A 24,000-nucleotide genomic window follows, 5' to 3' on the forward strand; every position below is an offset into this window, starting at 1 on the left:
TAGTAATTTTAGAAGAGATTTTAGTACAAATAAATGAAGCACGGTGTCAGGATGTCGGTTACTTAGCCGCATCAAAAATCTGTTGTGTGGTTAAATTTAATTGGGGAAAAGTGGGTGATGAAATCGCGGTGTTGCCTTGAAACGCAGTCATTTGATATTCACCATCAACTAATTCGCATACAAAAATAGTGGGTTGTTTGGGATTGCCGATGAACTTTCTTGCACCCAATGCAGCATAATCAGCAATCCAATATTCGGGAATGCCCATTTCTTCGTAATCCCTCAGTTTATTGTAGTAATCGTCGCGCCAATTAGTTGATACAACCTCAACCACTAGAGGAACAGATGCAGCTTGGCTGACTGTTGACTGTTTTTGAAAAAGCGGTTCATTGTCGAGATTATTAAGATTTAGCAGCAACACATCAGGCGAATAAGCAGTTTCAGCAGCAGGAGTTTTGACGAATGCAGTTTTGGGAATCCCGTAGGGTAAATTAAGACGATCAAACTCCACGGTTAACTTACGCGACAAAAACGCAATAACTTTTTCATGTTCTCCCGTTGGAGGGGGCATTTCAAAAATTACTCCCTTGTGCAATTCGTAGCGTTTACCATCGTTAGGATACCATTCGATAAATTCATTGAAGGTGAGTAATTTGGGTAAGGATTGTGTCATACTTTTACTTCCACATAACAAGTAAAATTTACCAACAACACAAAACTATTAGTCCTGATTGTTCTTCTCTTGCTGGATTCTTTTGGCGATCGCTTCCTCAATGATCCGCATATTCTCTTCTATAAGTTGACCATCTTCAGTAAACATAGAAGGATAGATAATTGCTTCGGAGTCGGGAGTACGGCGACTAAATAGAATTTCCAAAGCTTCTATATCTTCGCGATGAGCAAGCACATATTGCCTTAATTCTTTTGTAGACATTTGGGCAAAATTAGGTTTCATTGGCAAATCTCCAAGTTCCATCACGAAAGACAAGGATTTGCAGTTCATCACCTGCCAAAATAAACACATTGCCAGTTGTATCACTAAAACGGAATAGCTGAATGTCTCGGTACAAATTGGACAAGTACTGGCAAATAATCACACACATAAGTGCTTGCCGAGTTGTAGGATATATACTGTTTTCCTTAATTGTGACATAAATAATATTAAGCCTTACAAGGTTCAAAAATCTCGCACATATTGAGCCAGAGGCTCTAGTTTTCGTTACCAGGTTGAACCTGGTAACGAGGATTTGGAGATTCTACCACCAGGCTATTTGAGAGAATTTGAGAAAAATCACAAATTAGAGTTTAAAAAGTACGCTTCCAGGGAACACTGAAATTAACCTGAAGCCCGTTGAGGGAAAGGTTATAAAAACTGTCTTTAGAGGAAATTTGCCTGTGAAAGTGTTTTGCAAGCGTACTAATTTATTAATCAGTTTTACCTTGTTGAGCTTGGTAGCTTTGCCGAGTTTAAGTAATGTAGCGCTAGGAATTCCAGCAACTCCGTCAAAAGTTGATAATAGTACTCCACTACCAAAAATTCCTAATGTTAGTCCGCCTAAAGTTACCCCCTCTTACCCAGCAACTGCACCACCACGACAAGTAGATCCTTTACCCGACGATCGCGATGTACAAGAACGCATACAAGAAACTGATTATCGCGTTAGCGTCTTGCACCCAGATTATACAGGCAATCTCTGGGTGGCTTCTTGGCGGGGATTGTCGCGGATTGATCCCAATACTGGCAAAATATTGGCTCGCGTTAGTTTACCAAATCAGGCAATTGGTGCTTTAGCCCAAGATAAAGTCGGGCGCTTGTGGGTAGGAACTTATGAGGGATTAAAAAGAGTAGATCTTCAGACGAGTGAAATTACAGCGCAAAACTTATTTTTGCCTTCTAAGAGAGTTTTGTCTCTACTGGTTGACAAGCGGGGCTATTTATGGACTGGAACAGATAACGGTTTAGCCTTGATTAGCCCGGATCAAGGTTTGATTATGACTACAGTCAAAAATCTTCCTGGTGTTAGTGCAAATGCTTTGGCTTTAGATGCAGAAGGACAACTTTGGGTAGGAACGCTTGATGGTGTAGTGCGAGTGAATACGGCTAATGCCTATATTATGAAGCGAATTGACCAGTTACCAGGAACAAATGTGCAAGCCCTGGCTATTAGTCCGGAGGGTTTGATTTGGGCAGGAATGCCAAATAGTCTGTTGATAATTAACCCGAAAACTGGTATTGTATTACGATCTGTAACTCGCCTGCGGGGACGTGATGTAAAGGCAATACGTTTTGCTAAAGATGGTAGTGTTTGGGTTGGTACTAGTAACGGTTTGCTAAGATTAAATCCGCATACTGGAGCTGTACTAGACCAACAAGTCCCTGGACTTCCTTCTAGTCGTGTGCTTACTCTTGCCCTTGATGTCGGTAATAAATTGTGGATTGGCACCACAGAGGGTTTAGCTTGGCTAATGCCAAAAACAATCGCTGCAAAACCCCATTTAGCTTTTACTCGCGCGGTTAAGTAGGGAAGTTAGGTACTAGAGATTAATAAATTCAAGAATTGACGTTGTATGAAACGAAGAATACAGAATACAGAATTTAGAATAGTTCTGTACTCTGTATTCTTTTTTGTTAAAGAGTCTAAATACTAATACCAATTTAAAAAATGATTGCGATAGATGGATTCACGGAACCCGGACACAAAAGGCGATTCCAATCCAAAATCCAAAATGGTATAACCCCTAGACTCTAACCCCTAGCTCCTAATCGAAAATGGCACTCACCACGCAGCAATTAATTCAATGGAAACAACAGGGACGCCAAATTGTGGCGTTAACCGCTTGGGATTATGCGATCGCCCAACTACTTGATCTCGCTGGTGTGGATTTAATCTTAGTAGGTGATTCAATGGCAGTAGTGTTGGGGTATGAAACAACACTACCAATTACCCTAGAAGAGATGCTCTACCATGCTAAAGCTGTCCGTCGTGGGGTGAAACGCGCTTTGATGGTCGTAGATCTACCATTTTTAACGTATCAAGAAAGTATTCAACAAGCTATAAACTCTGCCGGACGTGCGCTTAAAGAAGCTGGAGCACAAGCAGTAAAATTAGAGGGTGGATACCCGGCGATGATAGAAACCATCACTCGTTTGGTACAGGCGGGAATTCCGGTAATGGGTCATGTTGGTTTAACACCACAATCAGTCCATCAAATTGGCTTGCGGCAACAAGGCAAAACAGAAGTAACGCGGGAGCGAATTTTACAGGAAGCGATCGCTCTTGAACAAGCGGGTGTATTTTCAATAGTGTTAGAGCATATTCCCACGGATTTGGCATTACTAATTACACAAAAACTCAGTATTCCCACGATTGGAATTGGTGCTGGGCCGCATTGTGATGGTCAAGTTTTAGTTACTTCTGATGTTCTCGGTCTTTCTGAAAAACATCCACCATTTGCAAAAATTTATACCAATTTACGTGAGACAATTACTAAAGCAGTGCAGGATTATAGTGTTGAAGTCAGAGAGCGGAAATTTCCAGAGTAGAGTATTAATCTAGATGAGTAAGTTTTAATACTGATTGTTGAAATTCCAAGATCCGCCAATGAGTATCTCAGACTAATAAATTAGCTTCCAAGACTCGCTGATGAGTATTTGAAACTGATGAATGAGGTTTTAATACTTGTTGATGAGTATCTGAGAGTGATCAATCAGATTGTAAGACTCACCAACGAGTATCTCAGACTGATGAATGAGCTTCCAAGACTCGTTGATGAGTATTTGAAACTGATGAATGAGGTTATGAGACTCGCTGACGAGAAGTCTTAAAAAGCGATCGCTACTTTTAAGTACTGGTAGATTTGGACAGGGATAGTAAATTTTGGATGTTGAACCCACAACTACTGATTACAGAAAAAGTGATGTGGTTTGTAAATTCTACTGTCCAAGAGTTGCTACTGTCTTGGAAGTAAATTGAATTTTGGGATCGGGCATAAACCTGTATCGCAGGTAAAAGCCTGCCGCGACAAACAAAATAATTAACAATGTACCAATTCCCATCGGACTAGGAAGCCAGTAAACCGCTTCTATATGGTTAAGTTCACCGGGGTTTAGTTTCCATAACAACTGATTTTTATTTCTTTGCACTGGGGGAGCATTTTCAGTTTTTTGAATGTTTCTTGCTCCCCAAGGAGCCTTCAAGCTGAATTCTAAATCCAGAATCGAGCCAGTATTAGCTAAAACATTACCTTGACTGGAAATCAAACCAAGCGAGCGCAAATCTAAATCATAAATTAAGCGATTTCTTACTAACAGTAAAAAATTGTTTTGATACAAAAGCATATTAGATTCTATCTTTGGCAGTTCCGAGACAGATTCTGCTTTTGAATTAGTATTGGGGTGGAAAAATGTATTGAATTTCTTTTGTAATTCCTGACTATTGTTGAAAGGGATTTTGACAATAATTTCGTCTTTAGAAAGCCGTCGGACTTTGCCTCCTTCTTGACGCGCCCGCTGCTCAATGCTATTCAACCATTCGTATATTGGATCGCCACCGAAACTGGTAAACCGTTCTCCTAACTTAATATGCTGCACCAGTTCACCGCTATTGGCATGATCGAAATTCACTCCCACCTGGTAATCTACACAACCCGACAATAGCACAGATGCCACCAGCACCAGGCAAAGGTACCTTAACCTCAATAAACTTTTTCTAAAAGTAGATAAATTCATCAGTGTAAATCTCCTAAATAGTCATTAGTCATTAGTCATTTGTTAAGTAGGGGAGCCAGTGCTTTGCGCGGGTTTCCCGCGTTGTAGCAACTGGCGTGCGGGTTTTATTGATGATTTTTCGGTTGAAACAGACAATTTATCTTCTAAACCCGCCCGTACAATAGTTGATTGTCTATTATTCCCCGTGTCGCTCCTCTCCCTCCTAGCTTATAAACTCAACCAAATTAAACTACCTAGTGTCAAAACAATAACAATTAAAGCCACCCAGATAAAGCGATTATCCTTAGTATTCACTTGGCTAAGGTCAACAAATTCTACCTCAGGAGGCTTCCGAGGTTGAGAGGATTTGGTAGTATTAGCAGTAAAACGAATTTTGGCTTCGTTATCAGGTAGTGCACTAAAATCGGGAATTTCCGTCATCCATTCTTTAGGGCGTTGTAATCGGGGTGCTTTGAGAATGTAATGTAATCGCCGTGCTTCCTTGCTGGTTTCTGAGTGGGGATGGCGTTTGAGCTGTTCGCAAAGAGTGATCGCATCTTGTGTGCGTCCGGCTGCTTCATAAGCTGTCGCCAACCAAATTTGTACTTCACCTCCGAGGCGAGTATTACGAACCAAGAGCGCACTGGCTTTTTCTAACTGTTCAACGGCATCTCGGTATTGCCCGCTTTCAAGGGCGGCTCTCCCTTTCTGGTAACGAGTTTTAGCTATCTCTAAACTCTCTGAACTCACGTTTCTCTCACAAATCAGCACTGCCTTCATTGTGCCAATGGCAGCAACATTTTTGAAATCCTTTTGGTTAATAACAATGTCAAAAAATTTATCCAAGCAAGGTGATAAAAATATGTTTAACAACAAGCTTTCCCAAGTGCATATGCTGGGACTAGGTTTAACAGCAGCTTTGATGAGTGCAACCGTGGCTCCTGCTTCTGCTGAAATAAAAATAATAGGTGGTGCAGATTTTTATAAAGGTAGCCAGCCATCTAGTGTTGGTAACATTATTTACGGAAGCCCCATACCCGCTCCCATGCCCGTAAATCCGGTAACGGGGCTGACACCAAATCGCACCTATCACTCATCCCCAAGTCATAGTTATCACTCGTACCCAAATCATATCTATTATTCATCCCCAAGTGATAGTCATCACCCATACCCAGATTATCAGTACCATCCACACCGACATGGGCGGTACAAAAACCAAGATACAATCTTAGTCAATCCTGTGTTGACGAATCCAAGCATCATAAACTCAACACTAATTAATCCGACAATAGTTGATTCTTCGGATCGTAAGCCAGGAAGACAACACATTATCATCAAATCTCCCTGGTAAATTGGGTGAAGGAAGAGGACACGGGGACGCGGGGATACGGGGACACGGGGAATTGTGAATCAGGTTCTCTTTCTTTGTCTCCTTCTTCTCTGTGCGTCTTTACAAGCGTCCCTAGCCCCTAATCCCTGCTCACACAAATTGAGAGCCACCAATCATTGTGCCAATCCCGCCATCAGTAAAAATTTCTAGTAGTAGAGCATGGGGAATGCGACCATCAATAATGTGTGCAGCACGTACTCCTTGAGCGAGCGATCGCACGCAGCAATTAACTTTGGGGATCATACCGCCACTGACTACACCAGTACCAATTAGTTCACGGGCTTCTTGAATATCGACTTTTGGAATTAAACTAGAGGGGTCTTTATAATCTTTCAGGATACCTCGTGTATCAGTAAGCAAAATTAACTTTTCTGCTCCCATTGCTGCTGCGATTTCTCCAGCTACGGTGTCGGCGTTTATATTGTAAGCTTGACCAGTGTCATCGGCGGCTACACTTGATACTACGGGAATATAACCGTTACTTACCAGTGTTTCTAAAATCTTAATCTTTACAATGCTCACTTCCCCAACAAAGCCAATGCCTTCTTCTCCTTGGGGACGAGCTTTAATTAAATTGCCGTCCTTACCACATAGTCCCACTGCTGAACCGCCAGCTTGATTAATCAAAGAGACAATTTCTTTATTAACACGACCGACTAACACCATTTCTACAACATCCATTGTCGGTGCATCAGTCACCCGCAAACCATTCTTAAATTGTGCTTCGATTCCCAGTTTATCAAGCCAACTATTAATTTCTGGGCCACCGCCATGTACCAAAATCGGGCGCAAACCAACACAGGACATAAATACGATGTCGCGGATAACTTTATCTTTGAGATTGCTATCTTTCATCGCGGCACCGCCGTATTTGACAACGATAGTTCGGCCTGTAAATTGTTGGATGTAAGGTAATGCCTCACTTAACACTTGCACGCGCGTAGCCGCAGCTTGCCGAATGTATTCAGTATCGTTAATCATGATGAGGAGCTTGTGAAAGTTAATTTAGTACTCCCAACAATTTCTCACAGATTGAGGGAGATGGGGAGACGGAGACATGGGGACACAGGGATAAGGAGACAAGGAGATAAGGGAGTAATAAACAACTAACCACTCTACGGGCGGGTTTAGAAGATAAATTGTCTGTTTCAACCGAAAAATCATCAATAAAACCCGCCCGCCAGTCGCTACAACGGGGGAAATCCCCGCAACGCGCTCGCTGCTTTATGCTGGGAACCCTTTCGCCGCAATGGCTCCGCAAAGCACTGGCTCCCCTACTAACAAATGACTAATGACTATTGACTATCCACTAACAAAATTACTAATAACCGTTCGGTAGAGAATCTGGTTTTTTGAGAACGCTGGGAATTGCTTCTAAAACTCGTGTGGAAATGTCTTCTGGTGTTTCTTCTTCCCTAATGGGAATTCGCAAATCTGCCTGAGCGTAGAGTGGTTGTCGTTGTTCGAGGAGCGATCGCAACTTTGCTTTAGGATCGGTTTGTTGTAACAATGGTCGGGTTGTGTCCTGTGCTAAACGGCAGTACAGTATATCTACTGCTGCATCTAGCCAAACAACTAAGCCGTGGTGCAGATAGCTCCAGTTTTCTCGCAGCAGGACAATGCCTCCACCAGTAGCAACTACTAGCTTTTGAATTGCACAAATTTGTGCTAAAACCTTGCTTTCTAACAGGCGAAATTCTGCTTCTCCTTGTTCGGCGAAAATTTGACTAATAGACTGTCCTGCTGCTTGTACAATTACTTCGTCAGTGTCTATAAACCCATAACCTAGCTGTTTTGCCAGTAAACGCCCTACTGTTGTTTTTCCTGCTCCCGGCATCGCAACTAAGTACAGGTTAATTCCTTTTAATAAGCTATTCACAAGTCGCTTTGCTCCAGCTATAGTCTCATCCAATATTGGCGATCGCTTTTTACTCTACCTTAATTTTCCATATTTAAACGACTTTCTTGAATATAATTTTTCAGTTGTTTTTCCAAAAATGCATGAGTTATTAGTAATGAGCCTGCTTTTTCTGTACTAAATTTCCAACTCTCCTCTATTAATCTTTCAATAATATATTCTCTCAATACTGGTACTAGCGAGAAACCTGATGCTTGCTTTTCTACGAGCGATCGCCTCCGCAGTAGCTCTATACCCTGCAATAATAATTGTTTTGGTAAGGATGGTAATATCTGACTTTCTATTGTCTGCAATGATATAAGATCCGGATTGACTGCAATGCAGTACATTATTTGTTTTTCTATACTAGACAAACGATTAAACTGTTCATCTAATATTACTCGTATATCTGTAAAAATTAAAGTATTTTGCGCTAAAAACTCTTGGATACTATTATCAAAAAAATCATGAATAATATTTGCTACTAATTTAATCAATAATGGATTACCTGCATACCAATTAGTAATTTTTTTTATATCTTTCTGAGTAAATTCGAGTAATGCGTTATTTTTAAAAATCTTTGTGTTTTCTGCTTGATTTAATCCAGTTAATTGTAAACATCGAACAGATAACATTTTACCTTCTAAATCTACTATTTTGCTTGGCTTCTCTCGTATAGTTAACAACAAGCAACTTTGGTGCTGTGAATCTCCTATGCGTCTAATTAAATCTCCATAATTTTCGTAATCATGATGATAGTCTATATGGGGTAGTGAGTAATCAGAAGTGTTTTGTATTCTATAATTATTATCTGGAATATTAAAATTACCTAATTGATTCTCATAGCTATTATCTAATATTGCATCTACATGATCTAAAAAAATAAGGCAGCGATAAGAACGTAAGCAATCTATGAGTTGCGAACAAGCCAAATTCATACTTTTATCTGTGATATTTATCTGTTGCTGAGGAGATAAAAATTGAATGATTTGACTCAAAATAGTTTCTAAAGCTGGAGCAAGATGTAACGAACGCCAAATTACATAATCAAAATTTTCTTGAATCTCTTGTGCTAGTTTCACTGCTAAAGCTGTTTTGCCGATTCCAGCCATACCCCAAAGTACTAACAATCGACAATTGTCTTGAATAATATATTTTTTAACTAGTGCTAATTCTGTTTCTCTTCCATAAAAACAACTCACATCTGCTGCTTCATCTAAATCTAGATGTGAGTCTTGTTTAAGCGTAAATGAATTAGCATCGTTTTGTTTTGTGGTAATGAGGCGATCGCTATCTAAATCTATTGTGAGTAATTTTTTTTTGTAACCGGCCTTTTCAAGTAAATAAGTTACACGACTCCAGTTTTTTACTTTAACAGAATATCCAGCTTGATTACTGACCAAATCTTCTATATACTTATATAACCCATTAGAAAGATAGACTCTAACTGTACTACTACTACGACTTTCATAAACTTTGCTTGCAATTTCAGCAGGACTAAAACCGCAAAGTAAACCGCGTAGAAACTTTTTCTCAACTGGAGTTAGAGCCTTTCCTTTTGCTAAAGCTAAATCTATATATAATTTCTCTATTTCCCAATGAGTATTTGCTTCTATAAATTCCTCTTCTCTCTTCTTAAAATTAGACACAGTAGTTACTGTTATTTCTTATAAGTAATTCAGAACTAATATTAACGACTGTTTGATGAAGCAATAATGAATGTATGGTAAAGTTATAACGAATTTGATAACATTCGTTAGGTGAATTGACAGTTCCAGCTTAGGTATCTTTAGGCTTAAAGGAACTTTCATGAAATTTGTTTGAAACTTTATTCACTCAATTTACGTCAACTTCAAAAAGCGGGATTCACAAGTAGTAGAAACTTTAAGCAGTAAAGTGTTTTTATCAGTACACTGACAAGTCTGTGGTAACAAACTTAATTCTGCTTTAATTTCAAACTAATTTAACTTGATTTCTCTAATTTGCAAATCAGTATTTATTCTTAAAAAGGTGTAAAAAATGACTGAGTTTATTTCGTGGTTGAAAAATCTTTGCCATCTTGATTGATCTACGGAGAAAATACTACGTATTCTGGGCGAGCCGAATAAATTAAGTGTGGTTTTAGAGGTTTCAACCATGACTCGGATTCGAGACGTTGTACAAACGGCTTTATTAACTGGCTACTTAACTGTGGAGGCAGAAAACCAACTGCGACAATTGCTGACAACCCGGTATGATTTAGAAGATTTGAATGCTTTTATGACTTTACAGGAAGCTGCGATGACAGGCAAAGTCAAGCAAGAGTCTCGCGAACGTTGTGGTATAAAATAGGCACTAAGGCTATTGTGCCTCTACTTATTGACGGGAACGTTCATCTTCATTTTCGTTATCATCGTCTAAAAATCCCCAATCATCTTCATCTCCATCGGCTTGACTCTCAGTCGGTGGTTGATAGGGGGGAACTATCACTCGATAATCAGCATCGTAAATTGATTCCGTTTTTCCCGCCCCAGAATTTTTAGGTTCACGGTAGTTGTAAGAGTAAACAGAACCTGATTTAGAGCCACTTTTTGGTTCTTGTTGTTTTTCGTAGGTATCAAAGTCTCTAACTTGTGTATTTTGAGGAGATTTAGCTGTTTCCTCTATTTCTTCAAAATCCCAATCATCATTAATACTGCTTGTTTCCCAATCCTCTGCACTAGCACGGGTACTGTCACCAGTTTTAGTTGCTGATGGTGGAGGAGTAGTATAGCTATATTTAGGTTCTTCTGTACGAGGGCGATCGCTATCGAATGGAGCTTTTGTTCTTGGTGATTTAGATGCAGAGCGAACTTGGCGTTTTGGTGCTGTAAAATAACCTGATAATTGAAACAAGATAGAAATCGCTAAAGAGGTAGCGGCACCAGCAGCAGTGCTGAACAAAATCCACATAGCTAGTGGTAATGCCTGAGTCCGCATACCCAAAAAAATTAGTGGGAGTACAGGTGACCAGTTTTGTGCTAGTAACAATGCTAGTCCTCCCAATAATGCTACTAATAAAATTAAGCGAAATACTGCCATAGTGAATAGGGATTGGGGACTAGGGGCTAGGGGCTAGGGCTAGGAAAGAAGCACCAGGAGCACCAGGAGCAGAGGGGCAAAAACGTGATTTCCGATTCTCCGTGTCCTCTTCCCTGCCCCTGTCCCCTAACCTCTTATTATCAATGATTACCTTGCCAACGCTGAATTGGGATGCAATCAATCTCTAGTTGATCTAAAGCACGAGCGACTACAAAATCAACTAAATCCTCTATCGTCTTAGGATTGTGATACCAAGCAGGAATTGCAGGAACAATTCTGACTCCAGCTTCTGCAAGGGTAGTTAAATTTCTGAGGTGAATGAGGCTAAAAGGAGTTTCACGAGGGACTATCACTAGCTTTCGTCCTTCTTTAATCTGTACATCTGCTGCCCGCTCCAACAAATCAGAACTCAAGCCTGCTGCTAGCTTGGCTACTGTCGCCATACTACACGGAATTACAATCATTCCGAGAGTACGAAAGGAACCACTGGCGATATTCGCTCCCACATCACCCCAAGGATGACAGCGTAGTTTTCCTCCAACTTCAACACCTGCTTGCTCTCGCCAAAATTGCTCTTGTTGAATAGGTTCTACTGGCATACGAATATTTTGCTCGGATTGCCAAACCATGTAGGTTGATTTGGAAGCAACCAATTCGATTTCATAGTCGGCTTGAAGCAAAAATTTGATCATCCGCACCGCGTAAATCAGTCCAGATGCACCTGATACTCCTAAGACTATTGGTTGAGTTTGATTTGACACGCTGTAAAATGTGAAATTGGGAAGAAATTTAGTAGTTAGTAGTTAGTAGATAGTAGTTAGTGGTTAGTAGCTAACAACTAACCACTGTGCGGGGGGGTTTAGAAGATAAGTTGTTGGTTTTAATCCAACGATAATCAACAAAACCCGCACACCAGTTGACGCCAAGTGCTACAACGCCAGAAACCCTCCCAAAAGTGCTGGTTCACCACCGCACTGCCTCCCCTACTAACGCCTCCATTAACCAATTCTTAGTTTCTTTATTCATCATCTGAATATGATTCTAAGTCGTCTGGTTCCATATCATGAGGTAAGTAGATACCTGGTTCTTCACCGTTAATTGCGCCGATATCGTGACGAGAAGGAATACCATCACTACCAACTGTTACTAAATCAATTTGCTGGCGGTAGTAATCGACACTTTTAACTTGTACGGCAACGCGATCGCCCAATCGATAGGAAGCACGATTTTTGCGTCCAAACAGTGCTTGTTGTCTAGCTCGGTACTCATACCAATCGTCTTTGAGGGAACTGACATGTACCAATCCTTCTACCCGTAAAGGAACGTTTTGACTTCCTTTAGTTTCCCTGGGCGGTACTTCAATTTCTACAAAGAAACCGTAAGACTGTACACCAGTAATTACACCATTGAACACTTCACCGATGCGCTGTTTCATTAAAGAGGCTCTTTGCAAACCCTCCAAATCGGCTTCGGCTTCTAGGACTTCTTTTTCGCGATCATTAATTTGGGTAATCACCCTTGTTAGTTCGCTTTGCAGTTCACTTTGCAATTCTGGTGGCAGAACGTTCCAATTGATTTCGCCGTGACTGGTGGAAGAACGCAGGTTAACACGCTCTTTGACACGGGTATTGCGGCGATCGCGTCCGTGTTCGAGTAATGCGTAAAATACCCTCTGCATTAGTAAATCCGGATAACGTCGCAAAGGAGCTGTAAAGTGGGTATATTCTGGCAGCGCTAAACCAAAGTGAGGTGCTTTGTTAGTGCTATATATTGCCTGCTTGAGGGTGTCTTGTAACAGGTAGGTTAATACTTGCTCAGATGACGATTCTGCAAATACTCTAGTTAATTGTTGATAATCCAGTGGTTGAATATCTATTTCTGGATCTATTGACAGATCGACGCCTAAATTAATGGCCAATTTCAGCATTTCCTGTACATCTTCTGGATCGGGTGCGCCTTGCACTCGCCAAATGGCAGGAATTCCCAAAGCATTAAGGTGATTTGCCACGATTTGATTAACCAGCAGCACAAATTCACTCAGGAGCGATCGCACAGGTGAATCGTTTTCCACTACACATCCGAGAATGCCTTCGTCATAGAAGGGGTTTTTGTTTGGTGGTAGATTTAACTGCAAACTACCGCGCTCTGTACGTTGCTGTTTGAGAGAAACCCGCAAAATTTCTAACTGTTGCACCATTTGTGCTACTTCAGTTGACTTTCTGGTGGATTTCTTACCCAAAATTGCTTCTACTTCTTGAGGATTGAGTAAGGTGTCAACTTTAATGACGCTGGGCTGAATTTCCCAATCCAGCATTTGTCCCGTTTGCGAGTCGAAAGTAATCAAGCAGGAGATAGTTAAGCGATCGCTGCCCGGCACTAAAGAACAGCGATCTGCCACGGTTTCTGGTAACATTGGCAGTACCAGTTCTCCCAGATATACAGATCTGCCGCGTCTAAGTGCTTCGCGATCCAGCGCTTCGTCGGGTTGAACATAGTGAGAAATGTCAGCAATGTGAAAGCTCAATTGCCAATTTCCAGCAGCAGTTTTTTCTAAAGAAAAGGCATTTTCTACAGTTTTTGTGTCAACATTATTACCATTAATTGCAACTGTAAATTTTTGTCGCAAATCTAATCGATTTTTCAGATCTGCTTTGAGAATCCTTTTCGGTAGTTTTGCGGCTGCTTCTTGCACGTTCTCCGAAAAAGTACGGGAAAGGTCATGTTTGCAGGTAACTAAATCAATATCAGCAGCAGCTTCTGCATCACTACCAAGGATTTGCACTACTCGACCAAGGGGAGGATACTGTGCTAGGGGATAACGCAAAACCTCCACATGAGCTAGGTGATCGACAGCTTCTTCTAACTTGGGATTATGGTTTTGCAGTTTGAGTTCAAACAGCAAGCGATCGTCCAAAGGTACAGCACGAAAACCGATTTCCACCTGCTTGATTCGTGCTAGTAAGGTATGATTTGATCGCTCTAAAATTAGCTTTACTTCTCCCTCTGGAGAACGGCGACGGCTACCTTCTTTGAGAACCCTAACTAAAACGCGATCGCCATTCCAAGCGTTACTTAAATGGCTTTCCCGGATATATATATCTTCAGCGCCTTCTACATCTTGAATTGCAAAGCAAAAGCCTTTACTGGAACAGCGAAGTTTAGCTTCAATCAAGCCTTCTTCTGTCACACGGCGATACTTGCCACGTTCTTTTACTAATATTCCTATTTTTTCTAGCACCTCCAAGGCTATGTGAAGTTTTTCTAAACTAGCTTCATCTTCACAACCAAGTTTCTTTTCCAACAGTTTACGAGCTACCAATTTATCATCTGTGAAATTGGCAAGGAGTGTAGCGATTGAAAATTCCATGCAGTGAACCGACCTTTGGTCAAAACATCATTTTTTTGAGGACACTTGCGCGCAGAGAGAAGTCAGAGTGCCGACTGTCGGCAATTTGAACTTCGGAGGATTCTCCGCCCTTGCAAAATGTCTGTTGTTGAATCTGGTTCTTGGTTGAGTACCCTCACGAACCACAGACACTAGTGGTAAACGAACTTCCCAACAAGTAGGGCGCTACACGTTCATCTCAGAGTATTATCTTCGTTCAAGCCCCTTGTTTATGCTAATCGGAAAAAGCGTGCCTGATGCCGATTTTACCCTACTAAGTTAAGTACGCAACGGGTTTTTAAGAGACTTATGTTTGGATTGCTCTCAGTGGAACTGCCCAAACACATCATGCAGGGTAAAGCGCAGGTGTTCGATTGCCTAGTTACAAGGTACTTTACGCCATAAGACTCTGATTTTTAACTAGGAGAAACTGCCGACAAACCTAAATGCTACATATGTAGAATCGGTAACAATCAGGTCAGCAGCTTAATCAGCTGTGAGGACGAACCATTACTTCATTATTGTAGATTTAGTAAGTACTTCCAGAAAAGATTTCTGAATGTTTTATTAGGTAAATAGTATAGCATTACTAGTAATACTACGTATAATCTCTGAGAGGTAGCAAAAAAATTACTTGCAAATCACGATGCTACAATCCGGATACGGAAGTAACAAAGGTCATCATGTAAAAGAATATATGAAAGTAGATATCTAGGCTGTTGTTTGTAGATAGTCAAAAAATCAACAACAGAAGTTGTTATAAACAATTTGACAAAAATTATGGTAAGCAGCTTACCTCGCAAGATAAATTCACCTCGTCCCCTAGTTTTTAAGCTCCACTCCTACATTTATAAAAATACCAGCGGATTTTGGGTAATTTATCCTTTGTACTAATAACTAATGACCAAGTCCAAGCAGCGATTCATCGCCAGAACGCACGTATAAAGAGTTTTCTCACTTTTTTGGTCAATTTAGGTTTGATAGCAAAATAGCTGATTCATAAACTAACGAGTCGTATAAGTTTAGTTAAGTAATTTTAAGTTTTCAATTGAATTCAGCACAGATGCAAAAGTATCTTCCTATAAGGTTAGTCTTTTGTGGCGGAAAATTAACAGTGAGTTCAAAGTTAGTTAAATTAGCATGACTCTTTTGCCTTCGGCGGTCAAGCAATCCAAAACACTTTACTAGACTAGAAAAAAGAGAATAAGGGATTAGGGACTAGGGGCTAGGAAGAGGAGAGGGGGAGAGGAGCCAGCGCCGTGGGCGGGTTTCCCGACTTGGGGCGACTGGCGTGGGGAGACAAGGGGAGAATCATTCTCCGTGTCACCGTGTCACCTTGTCCTTTTCTTCCCAATCCCCGATACCCAGTACCCAGTACCTAGTACCCTATTGGTGTATGCAGTTCATCACGACTACTTTAGTATTGATTCCGAACTTGACATAACATAATCCCTCGTTTAGCACACGATAGATTGGTGGCAGTATGATGTTGGCTGAGTTCCAGAGCTTGTATCCTACGGGTAGTTTAGTTTCCGAATTATTGCAAATTTATCATGGAAAATATATCGTTCGTGCCAGCGTGCAAATTGACGGTGTTACTCGTGCCACTGGTATGGCAGCAGCAGAGACAGTAGAATTAGCAGAAGACCAAGCAAGAAATAGGGCATTGATGGTTTTGGGAGTAACGAGTAAGTCACAACCATCAGCAACTATTCCTTCAGAACCGAGAGAAAAGTTAGAGCCTAAACTGGCTTTACCCACTATAGATGAATTTCATCGCGAATCGACTCCTACCCCCACAACAAAATATGTTTCGCAAACAGAAACTATTGCGCCTGTCACAGAACATCCTGTTTCTGTAGGGGAAATTGAGGTATATAATAACCAAGGTTTTGAGCAAGGCTTTACTGTTACTAGTCAACAAGAACCGCAGTTAGAAATTCCATTAGAAACAGGAGCGATCGCCTCCAGCGGGTACGGCAGGGGTAGAAAAATAGAAGATTTTTCTACCGTCAGCGAAGCTGACGCAGATGTTGCACAGCAAGAATCTGCCATCCCTGCTCGCACTATCGCGCCGAGCAAAGAACTGGAAGAGCAACAGTTTCCAGAAATGACTTCTAGTAATGTCACTCCATTTCCACAACGTAGTTATAGCAATCCGAAAGAGAATGCAGACACTCAACCAGCAACTACAAAGAAAAAAAAGAAGAGTGAACCTGTAGATCAATCAGATGATATAGCCAAAATTGGCGTGGAAATGCAGCGTTTGGGCTGGACAATTGAACAAGGAAAGGACTATTTGAAAAAAACTTACGGCAAGGTATCGCGTCATCTACTTGATCCAGAAGAATTACGCCATTTTCTCAAATATTTAGAATCCCAACCTACACCTTTAGATCCGTTAGCAGGGTTTTGATTGGATAGTAGTTAGTAGTTAGTGGTTAGTAGGGGAGCCAGTGCGCTGAAGCCTTTGCTCCCCCTCCCCATATTTCCGTGTCTCCTTGTCTTTCTCCACCCCTCTCACATAGGGGTTGGAGATTGGTTGCATATTACTAACAATAATTAACAAACAAGGAAATATTTGCTCGAAGCGACAGACAGCGATCCCCAAGGAAACGGTAATCAACGCTATAAAATCTCTAGATAAGTATGATATATAATTCAGTAAAACTAATATCATAAACCCTTAGACTTCATAGTTTAATAAGGGCAATGATATTTATAAAAATAAGCACAGTTAGTTTGCTACTGATTCGCCAAAAGTAACAGCTGGAATTCTAAATAAATAGAAATTCCAGCTGACAGTAAAATATAATTCAGGGGCATTTTGAAAAGTTATTACTCAATAATCAACAGTCAGTTGGAATTATTGGCTATTGACTACTGAGATATTAGCTAAACAACTGCCATCGGACGGCTACCAGCAGAGTGACGGTCAATCACTTGGTCAATTAAGCCATATTCCCTGGCTTCTTCTGGCGACATAAAGAAGTCTCTTTCAGTGTCTTCAGCAATTTTTTCCAAGGGTTGACCAGTGTGTTCGGCTAAATAATCATTTAGTCGTCGCTTGTGATAAAGAATTTCACGAGCTTGAATTTCAATATCAGTTGCTTGTCCCCTGGCACCGCCCAAAGGTTGGTGAATCATCATCCGAGAATGGGGAAGACTCATCCGCTTACCTTTGGCACCTGCGCTAAGGAGAAAAGCACCCATACTCGCAGCTAGCCCGGTACAAATGGTACATACATCCGGACGAATGTGCTTCATTGTATCAAAAATGCCCATCCCTGCCGTCACCGAACCACCAGGAGAATTGATATACATATAAATGTCTTTCTCCGCGTCTTCGGCATCTAAAAATAGCAGTTGGGCAACAACCAAGTTAGCTACGTTGTCATCAATCGGTTGTCCCAAAAAGATGATGCGCTCACGCATCAATCGTGAGTAGATATCAAAGGCACGTTCGCCACGACCCGATTGTTCAATAACGATAGGAATCATGCAGCCTGCTTGTAATTAATGTACATACATTTTACCGATTACAACGGCTGATTGTTTTTCTTAGCCAACCTGAACCGCTTTCTTCTGTTCGTGAATCTATAATAGTTCACTCATCCTTGGAACAATTGTGTCGTTTTTTAGTCAAAAGTAACTACGTTATTTTGCTGGCAATAAACTCGATGTCATTATTCAATCGGGTTAATCAATAGTACAAGATGTATTCAAGACCTATGACTTTGGAATTTAAAAACATCTACCTAAAGAGAGGAAACTGCCATGCTAGAAAAATTTTTACAAGCCGCGATCATCACCTTTTTACTTCATCTGCTCGTAGGATTGACTTCAAATAACACAATTCATACTAGAGCAGCAAAATCCCCAGGCACACTGTCAACACCAATAGCTTCACTGCTGAGTTTTCTAGATTAAGAAAATTTCACAGATTGACCCAAATACAAGTGCCAAATCTTTAATATGACTGCACATAGTAAACAACTTGTAAATATTCACAACAATATAAAACAAGCCTGCCTGCTGAGACTACCAGATAGTTCAAGCAGGCAGTTTTTGTTTATGTAAAATTACTTCATCATAATTTAAGTATTCTTGCCAAAATTCTATCTATATTTAAGAGCAACTTTACAAGTGGCACACCAACCGCTACGAATAAAACAAGTCAAATCCTCTTTCCTACCTACGCTCTTGCGCGGAGCGACTTGGTGCGAGTAGCAGCTACGCGTCTACTGCCCTCTAGCTAGAAAATAGGAACAGAGAACAGGGAACAGAAAGAAGATTTTCACGGGACTGCCTTCTGCCTTGTTTCTTCAGTAAGTATTAAGGTATTCACCCTCAGGCTTAAAAGAACACGTTAGACTGACATTCATAGGGTAAATACCTGTGTTTAATCATGACTAATCGCCTTGCTGAAGCTAAAAGCCTCTATCTCCGCAAACACGCCGAGAATCCTATCGATTGGTGGCCTTGGTGCAACGAAGCACTTGCAACTGCAAAAGCGCAAAATAAGCCTATTTTTCTCTCCATTGGCTACTCTAGCTGCCACTGGTGTACTGTTATGGAAGGAGAAGCGTTTTCCGACCCGGCTGTTGCCGAGTACATGAACGCCAATTTTATCCCTATTAAAGTAGATAGAGAAGAAAGACCAGACCTCGATAGCATTTATATGCAGTCTTTGCAGATGATGAGTGGGCAAGGAGGTTGGCCTTTAAATGTTTTTCTTTCTCCAGAGGATTTGGTACCATTTTACGCTGGTACTTACTTTCCATTGGAACCACGCTACGGTCGTCCAGGTTTTTTGCAAGTTCTGCAAGCGATTCGCCGTTACTATGATACAGAAAAAGAAGATTTGCGCGATCGCAAAGCAGTAATTCTAGAGTCACTTCTTACCTCTGCGGTGTTGCAATTTCAGGGTACAACACAAGCTCAAGACCGTGAATTACTACGGAAAGGCTGGGAAAACAGCACGGGGATCATTACTCCCAATCAATACGGTAATAGTTTTCCGATGATTCCTTATGCAGAATTAGCTCTGCGGGGAACACGATTTCATGAGGAATCTAAGTATGATGGTAAAAAAATTTGTACCCAGCGGGGACTTGATCTGGCGTTGGGCGGAATTTATGATCATGTGGGTGGAGGTTTTCACCGCTACACCGTCGATCCCACTTGGACTGTGCCTCACTTTGAAAAAATGCTCTACGACAACGGTCAAATTGTAGAGTACTTGGCTAATCTTTGGAGTGCGGGAGTAAAGGAACCAGCCTTTGAGAGAGCGATCGCACACACTGTACAATGGCTGAAACGAGAAATGACGGATACAGCAGGTTACTTCTGGGCTGCTCAAGATGCCGATAGCTTTATCACTGGTGAAGAAGCTGAACCAGAGGAGGGAGCCTTTTATGTCTGGAGTTACAGTGAACTAGAGCAATTACTTACTCATGAAGAACTAACAGAATTACAACAAGCGTTTACAGTTACCCCTAACGGCAACTTTGAAGGCAAGAACGTACTGCAAAGGCGTCACCCAGGAGAATTAAGCGAAACGTTAGAAACAGCGTTAACGAAATTGTTTGTAGCTCGTTATGGTGCAACGCCTGAATCGCTAAAAACTTTTCCACCTGCTCGCAATAACCAAGAGGCAAAAACAAGCAATTGGCCTGGTCGAATTCCATCGGTAACAGATACTAAAATGATTGTTGCCTGGAATAGTTTGATGATTTCCGGTTTGGCAAGAGCGTATGCAGTATTCCGACAACCTTCTTACTTGGAACTAGCAACCAAGGCAGCGAACTTTATCTTAAATAATCAGTTTGTAGATGGGCGGTTCCATCGTCTTAACTATGAAGGACAAGCAACGGTACTAGCTCAATCTGAAGATTACGCCTTTTTCATCAAAGCGCTATTAGATTTGTATACTTGTTGCCCCAATCAAAAAAATTGGTTGGAAAGCGCGATCGCTCTCCAAGCAGAATTTGACGAATATCTTTGGAGTGTGGAATTAGGTGGATACTACAACACATCCAGCGATGCAACTCAAGATTTAATCGTACGAGAGCGCAGTTATGCAGATAATGCTACACCTTCTGCAAATGGAATAGCGATCACAAATCTTGTGCGTCTTGCTTTGCTTACCGACAATCTCCATTATTTAGATTTAGCCGAGCAGGGGTTGAGGGCATTTCGCTCTGCCATGAATCATGCTCCCCAAGCTTGCCCAAGTTTATTTACCGCTTTGGATTGGTATAGCAATTCTACTTTGATTCGCACTACAACCGAGCAGATTAACTCATTGAGTTCCCAGTATTTGCCAAGTGCTGTATTCACAGCAGAATCAAAATTACCACAAGGTAGTGTTGGGCTAGTTTGTCAAGGTTTGAAATGTTTGCCAGCACCTGAGAATGTAGAACAATTGTTGCAGCAAGTACAGCAAAGTCAGACTAGGGGATAAACACAATAAATTATGAACAAGCCGCCTGTACTTAAAAACATCAACCCGATGATTCCAGCAGGAAGCGACATGGAAGTGGTGATCGCGTTTTACGAACAACAGCTTGGCTTTACAACTATCCATAAAGAAGGCGATCCAGTCAGGATGGCGATCGTCCAACGAGATGGGGCAACAATTTTTCTGCTTAAGAATGATGATAAATACTTGGCAGAATGGACAAGTTTTCGTGTCTTTGTTGATGGGATTGAGCAACTTTACACCGAATTTCAAGCCAAAGGGGGACAGATGATTCACCCGAACGGTAAGCTAGAAACTAAACCTTGGGGAATGAAAGAGTTTGCCATAATTGATCCGGCTGGTGTGTGTATCACGTTTTATGAACCAGCAAACTGAGAAAATTCAGCAATGTAAATTAACTGCGATCGTCCTCGCAGGTGGTAAAAGTACGCGCATGGGCACAGATAAAGCCCTGATCCCGATTCAAGGAGTGCCGATGTTGCAATTTATTTGTCGCATAGCTGAGGCTTGTGCTGAAAAAGTCTACGTAGTCACTCCTTGGCAGGAACGCTATCAACACTTGTTACCTCCCAAAAGCCAGTTCATTCAGGAAGTACTTTTACCAGGAGAAACTGGCAATGAACCTCGAACCCACGGGCCACTTGTAGGATTTGCCCAAGCACTGGTATATGTAGAAACAGAGTGGGTGTTGCTGCTAGCTTGCGATTTACCAAATTTGCAGCTGGAAGTTTTGCAGGAATGGGCGAGCGGGCTTGATCGCGTACCCCCAGAAGCGATCGCTGCTTTAGTTCAAAAAGATAATAGATGGGAGCCTTTGTGTGGCTTCTATCGGCGTTCTTGTTTACCAGAGTTAAATCAATATATCGAGCAGGGCGGGCGATCGTTTCAGGAGTGGCTAAAGCAGTATCCAGTACAAGTATTACCTTTGCCCGATCCTAAAATGCTATTTAACTTTAACAGTTATCAGTAATAATTTATTTTTACCCTATCTCCTGTTCCCTGTCCCCTATCCCCTGTTCCCTGTTCACTCATTTAAGATTAAAATAAAAATTCACACTTGCAATTAAGTGTGGCAATACTCATCACCTTAATCACTGCTCCCCTAGCCTCTGTCGGCGAAGATGAAACATACCCTTTCAGTACTTGTAGAAGATGAAGCGGGTGTTCTATCCCGCATTTCTGGTTTATTTGCCCGTCGTGGCTTCAACATTGAAAGCCTTGCTGTCGGTCCAGCAGAGCAGTCAGGTATTTCTCGCATTACAATGGTCGTACCTGGTGACGATTATGTGATTGAGCAACTTACAAAACAACTTTACAAGCTCATCAACGTTTTGAAGGTACAGGATATCACCGAAATTCCTTGTGTAGAGCGAGAATTAATGTTGTTGAAAGTTAATGCTACTAGCACCAATCGCTCAGAAGTTGTTGAATTAGCACAAATTTTCCGAGCGCGAGTCGTAGATGTGGCAGAAGATTCTCTCACTTTAGAAGTTGTGGGCGATCCAGGCAAAATGGTGGCGATCGTACAGGTATTACAAAAATTTGGTTTGAGAGAAATAGCCCGCACTGGTAAAATAGCCCTGACTCGTGAATCAGGAGTAAACACTGAGTTGCTGAAATCTTTGGAAGCAAAAGTTTAGCGATCGCCAGGGAAATCTCTAGTTTATAGAAATTTTGGTCGAAGGAGTTTAGAGAGCCGAATAAGTTGGCAAACGCTTCTTCGACTTTTGTTATATCTTTAACCTAAACTCCAGAACAAAGTTTATGGAATCAACTCAGGAGTTAGCAATCAGAATAACTCTTACTAAATAGGTAGATATAATCAAACATAAAATACTTGTTCACAAAAACTAGCTAGGATAGACCTTTACCTTCTACCTAGAGTATTTGGTCGTCTAGCAACTAGCGTCACCTAGCATGGTGGATAGGTAAATAAGGGTAAGGAACATAACTTACATTCACTCTCCTTGTCCTAATTTGCTCCAGCCCTATACTTTCTAATTACTAAATTTTGAATTCTAGATTCTGTGGTTTGTATTCTGCTTACAACCAAAATACAAACGATTGTAAATAAATGGCATCAATAAAGTATCAATCAAGATACAAATCAGTTACAAAATAAAAAAATAAAAAAATAAGTTGCATGAAACGAAATGTTTAATTACTATTAAATTGTTCAGGTAAAAATCCATTGAGCAGAAATCTATCGATTTTACTGAACAGATTGTGATAGTTTGCTATATGTAAGCAATAAAATCCTTGATTGGATGATAAAAGAGGATTAAAGCCTCTATTAGAGAGAGATGATGATATATAGCCTCTATTAGAGAGAGATGATGATATATAGCCTCTATTGAAAGATTTTGACTCGAATAGGGTGATAGCTAGTATTACAAGCGCCGAAAAGCTATTTTCAGAATTCCCACAAGAAATTTTCACCATTTGTGAAGTATTTGGTGGAAAAATAAATTGTGTGGTAAAAATAAAATTTTTATCAATCGATGTTAAATGTGTAGACAAAATTTACACATTTATCTAAGCAATTTTTGTTTAAACAATTGACAGCAAAGCTGTTATTAATTTTTTGACTATTCACATACAGTAGCCTGAACGCACAACCATGAATTTACTATTTTTTGTTTCTCATTGGTTGATACAAAAATCAAGCAATATATTGCTGAATAAATTGCTGAAAATGAGAAACAGGCATTGGTTAATACTCGACATCATTATTTTTGCAACTACACCCTTATTAGCTTTGATTCTGCGCTTAGATGGAATACCTAGCCTAGAAGCATATCTACCAAACTTAGCATTCGCCACAATACTATTTTTGCTCATCAAACAATTCATTTTATGGAGTTCTGGTTTCTATCGCCGCTACTGGCGCTATGCCAGCATTGAGGAACTCACATACATCGCTATGTTGATGGCAGCAGCGATCATCATACAATCTCTTTGTTTTGTTGTCATCAATGACATTCCAGACTCCGTTTTAAGTGGACTTCCACGTTCATTGCCATTAATTGATGGACTACTTTCGTTTATTTTGATCGGTGGGTTACGTTTCAGTACC

General features: G+C 40.9%; 24 protein-coding genes and 1 pseudogene. 12 read left to right on the plus strand and 13 right to left on the minus strand.

The features are described 5' to 3' along the window. Positions 1-58 precede the first annotated feature (58 nt). Genes U2718_RS10280 through U2718_RS10290 form a run of 3 tightly spaced genes read right to left on the minus strand, consistent with a single transcriptional unit; the run spans position 59 to position 1,181 of the window. A complete protein-coding gene (locus U2718_RS10280; protein ID WP_341994023.1) occupies positions 59-673 on the minus strand; it encodes a Uma2 family endonuclease in 615 nt (204 codons plus the stop codon). A gap of 48 nt (positions 674-721) precedes the next feature. Next, on the minus strand, positions 722-955 hold the full coding sequence (locus U2718_RS10285; RefSeq protein ID WP_341994024.1) for a DUF6887 family protein: 234 nt from the start codon (positions 953-955) through the stop codon (positions 722-724). Beyond that, positions 945-1,181, minus strand: coding sequence for a DUF6888 family protein (locus U2718_RS10290; protein WP_411813261.1), 237 nt, complete (start codon positions 1,179-1,181; stop codon positions 945-947). The genes U2718_RS10285 and U2718_RS10290 overlap by 11 nt, the downstream gene beginning before the upstream one ends. Before the next feature lie 214 nt (positions 1,182-1,395). Between U2718_RS10290 and U2718_RS10295 the strand changes: the two genes are divergently transcribed. After that, positions 1,396-2,523 (plus strand): two-component regulator propeller domain-containing protein, encoded by a 1,128-nt coding sequence (locus U2718_RS10295; RefSeq protein ID WP_341994026.1) that lies wholly within the window; start codon positions 1,396-1,398, stop codon positions 2,521-2,523. A gap of 247 nt (positions 2,524-2,770) precedes the next feature. After that, positions 2,771-3,544, plus strand: coding sequence for a 3-methyl-2-oxobutanoate hydroxymethyltransferase (panB, locus tag U2718_RS10300; protein ID WP_341994027.1), 774 nt, complete (start codon positions 2,771-2,773; stop codon positions 3,542-3,544). Positions 3,545-3,673: 129 nt separating this feature from the next. Here the strand turns inward: panB and U2718_RS10305 are convergent, their stop codons facing one another. The 3 genes from U2718_RS10305 to U2718_RS10315 form a co-directional block, all read right to left on the minus strand. Further along, entirely contained in the window at positions 3,674-3,895 is a 222-nt protein-coding gene (locus U2718_RS10305) for a hypothetical protein (RefSeq protein WP_341994028.1), read from the minus strand. A 39-nt stretch (positions 3,896-3,934) separates the two neighbouring features. After that, the gene (locus tag U2718_RS10310) at positions 3,935-4,729 is read right to left on the minus strand and encodes a DUF3153 domain-containing protein (protein ID WP_341994029.1); all 795 of its coding nucleotides are present in this window, start codon (positions 4,727-4,729) and stop codon (positions 3,935-3,937) included. Between the two features lie 207 nt (positions 4,730-4,936). Next, a complete protein-coding gene (locus tag U2718_RS10315) occupies positions 4,937-5,458 on the minus strand; it encodes a tetratricopeptide repeat protein (protein WP_341994081.1) in 522 nt (173 codons plus the stop codon). Between the two features lie 76 nt (positions 5,459-5,534). Here U2718_RS10315 and U2718_RS10320 point away from each other — a divergent pair, with 76 nt between their 5' ends. After that, positions 5,535-6,059 (plus strand): hypothetical protein, encoded by a 525-nt coding sequence (locus U2718_RS10320; RefSeq protein WP_411813262.1) that lies wholly within the window; start codon positions 5,535-5,537, stop codon positions 6,057-6,059. Positions 6,060-6,188: 129 nt separating this feature from the next. Here U2718_RS10320 and argB read toward each other — a convergent pair whose 3' ends face one another. From argB to U2718_RS10335, 3 genes are all read right to left on the minus strand, one after another. Next, positions 6,189-7,082: an acetylglutamate kinase gene (argB, locus tag U2718_RS10325; protein WP_341994082.1), complete on the minus strand. Its 894-nt coding sequence runs from the start codon at positions 7,080-7,082 to the stop codon at positions 6,189-6,191. Positions 7,083-7,419: 337 nt separating this feature from the next. Continuing rightward, positions 7,420-7,977: a shikimate kinase gene (locus U2718_RS10330; protein ID WP_341994031.1), complete on the minus strand. Its 558-nt coding sequence runs from the start codon at positions 7,975-7,977 to the stop codon at positions 7,420-7,422. Between the two features lie 59 nt (positions 7,978-8,036). Then, the gene (locus U2718_RS10335) at positions 8,037-9,644 is read right to left on the minus strand and encodes an NB-ARC domain-containing protein (RefSeq protein WP_341994032.1); all 1,608 of its coding nucleotides are present in this window, start codon (positions 9,642-9,644) and stop codon (positions 8,037-8,039) included. A 487-nt stretch (positions 9,645-10,131) separates the two neighbouring features. On the opposite strand from U2718_RS10335, the gene U2718_RS10340 reads away from it, so the two are divergent. Further along, a complete protein-coding gene (locus tag U2718_RS10340; protein ID WP_289793453.1) occupies positions 10,132-10,326 on the plus strand; it encodes a hypothetical protein in 195 nt (64 codons plus the stop codon). A 24-nt stretch (positions 10,327-10,350) separates the two neighbouring features. Here U2718_RS10340 and U2718_RS10345 read toward each other — a convergent pair whose 3' ends face one another. From U2718_RS10345 to U2718_RS10355, 3 genes are all read right to left on the minus strand, one after another. Further along, positions 10,351-11,055: a LapA family protein gene (locus U2718_RS10345; protein WP_341994033.1), complete on the minus strand. Its 705-nt coding sequence runs from the start codon at positions 11,053-11,055 to the stop codon at positions 10,351-10,353. Between the two features lie 140 nt (positions 11,056-11,195). Continuing rightward, the gene (locus tag U2718_RS10350; RefSeq protein WP_341994034.1) at positions 11,196-11,816 is read right to left on the minus strand and encodes a flavin prenyltransferase UbiX; all 621 of its coding nucleotides are present in this window, start codon (positions 11,814-11,816) and stop codon (positions 11,196-11,198) included. A 257-nt stretch (positions 11,817-12,073) separates the two neighbouring features. After that, complete coding sequence (locus U2718_RS10355; protein ID WP_341994035.1) at positions 12,074-14,422, minus strand: ribonuclease R family protein; 2,349 nt, start codon at positions 14,420-14,422, stop codon at positions 12,074-12,076. A 1,277-nt stretch (positions 14,423-15,699) separates the two neighbouring features. On the opposite strand from U2718_RS10355, the gene U2718_RS10360 reads away from it, so the two are divergent. Next, positions 15,700-15,822: a hypothetical protein gene (locus tag U2718_RS10360; protein ID WP_341994036.1), complete on the plus strand. Its 123-nt coding sequence runs from the start codon at positions 15,700-15,702 to the stop codon at positions 15,820-15,822. 104 nt (positions 15,823-15,926) lie between these two features. Beyond that, complete coding sequence (locus tag U2718_RS10365; RefSeq protein ID WP_341994083.1) at positions 15,927-16,856, plus strand: hypothetical protein; 930 nt, start codon at positions 15,927-15,929, stop codon at positions 16,854-16,856. Between the two features lie 479 nt (positions 16,857-17,335). Here U2718_RS10365 and clpP read toward each other — a convergent pair whose 3' ends face one another. Beyond that, the gene (gene clpP / locus U2718_RS10370) at positions 17,336-17,941 is read right to left on the minus strand and encodes an ATP-dependent Clp endopeptidase proteolytic subunit ClpP (RefSeq protein WP_341994037.1); all 606 of its coding nucleotides are present in this window, start codon (positions 17,939-17,941) and stop codon (positions 17,336-17,338) included. 276 nt (positions 17,942-18,217) lie between these two features. On the opposite strand from clpP, the gene U2718_RS10375 reads away from it, so the two are divergent. From U2718_RS10375 to U2718_RS10400, 6 genes and pseudogenes are all read left to right on the plus strand, one after another. Beyond that, a complete protein-coding gene (locus U2718_RS10375) occupies positions 18,218-18,370 on the plus strand; it encodes a hypothetical protein (protein WP_341994038.1) in 153 nt (50 codons plus the stop codon). Between the two features lie 478 nt (positions 18,371-18,848). Next, the gene (locus tag U2718_RS10380) at positions 18,849-20,906 is read left to right on the plus strand and encodes a thioredoxin domain-containing protein (protein ID WP_341994039.1); all 2,058 of its coding nucleotides are present in this window, start codon (positions 18,849-18,851) and stop codon (positions 20,904-20,906) included. A gap of 12 nt (positions 20,907-20,918) precedes the next feature. Further along, positions 20,919-21,299, plus strand: a complete 381-nt coding sequence (locus U2718_RS10385; RefSeq protein ID WP_341994040.1) for a glyoxalase superfamily protein — start codon at positions 20,919-20,921, stop codon at positions 21,297-21,299. Continuing rightward, positions 21,283-21,894, plus strand: a complete 612-nt coding sequence (locus U2718_RS10390) for a molybdenum cofactor guanylyltransferase (protein ID WP_341994041.1) — start codon at positions 21,283-21,285, stop codon at positions 21,892-21,894. The genes U2718_RS10385 and U2718_RS10390 overlap by 17 nt, the downstream gene beginning before the upstream one ends. A 151-nt stretch (positions 21,895-22,045) precedes the next feature. Further along, positions 22,046-22,564, plus strand: a complete 519-nt coding sequence (ilvN, locus tag U2718_RS10395) for an acetolactate synthase small subunit (RefSeq protein WP_016875905.1) — start codon at positions 22,046-22,048, stop codon at positions 22,562-22,564. Positions 22,565-23,619: 1,055 nt separating this feature from the next. Next, positions 23,620-24,000: pseudogene (locus U2718_RS10400) on the plus strand (polysaccharide biosynthesis protein); the annotation flags it as partial.

The sequence above is a fragment of the Chlorogloeopsis sp. ULAP02 genome, from assembly GCF_038404745.2.
Taxonomy (GTDB): Bacteria; Cyanobacteriota; Cyanobacteriia; order Cyanobacteriales; family Nostocaceae; genus Chlorogloeopsis.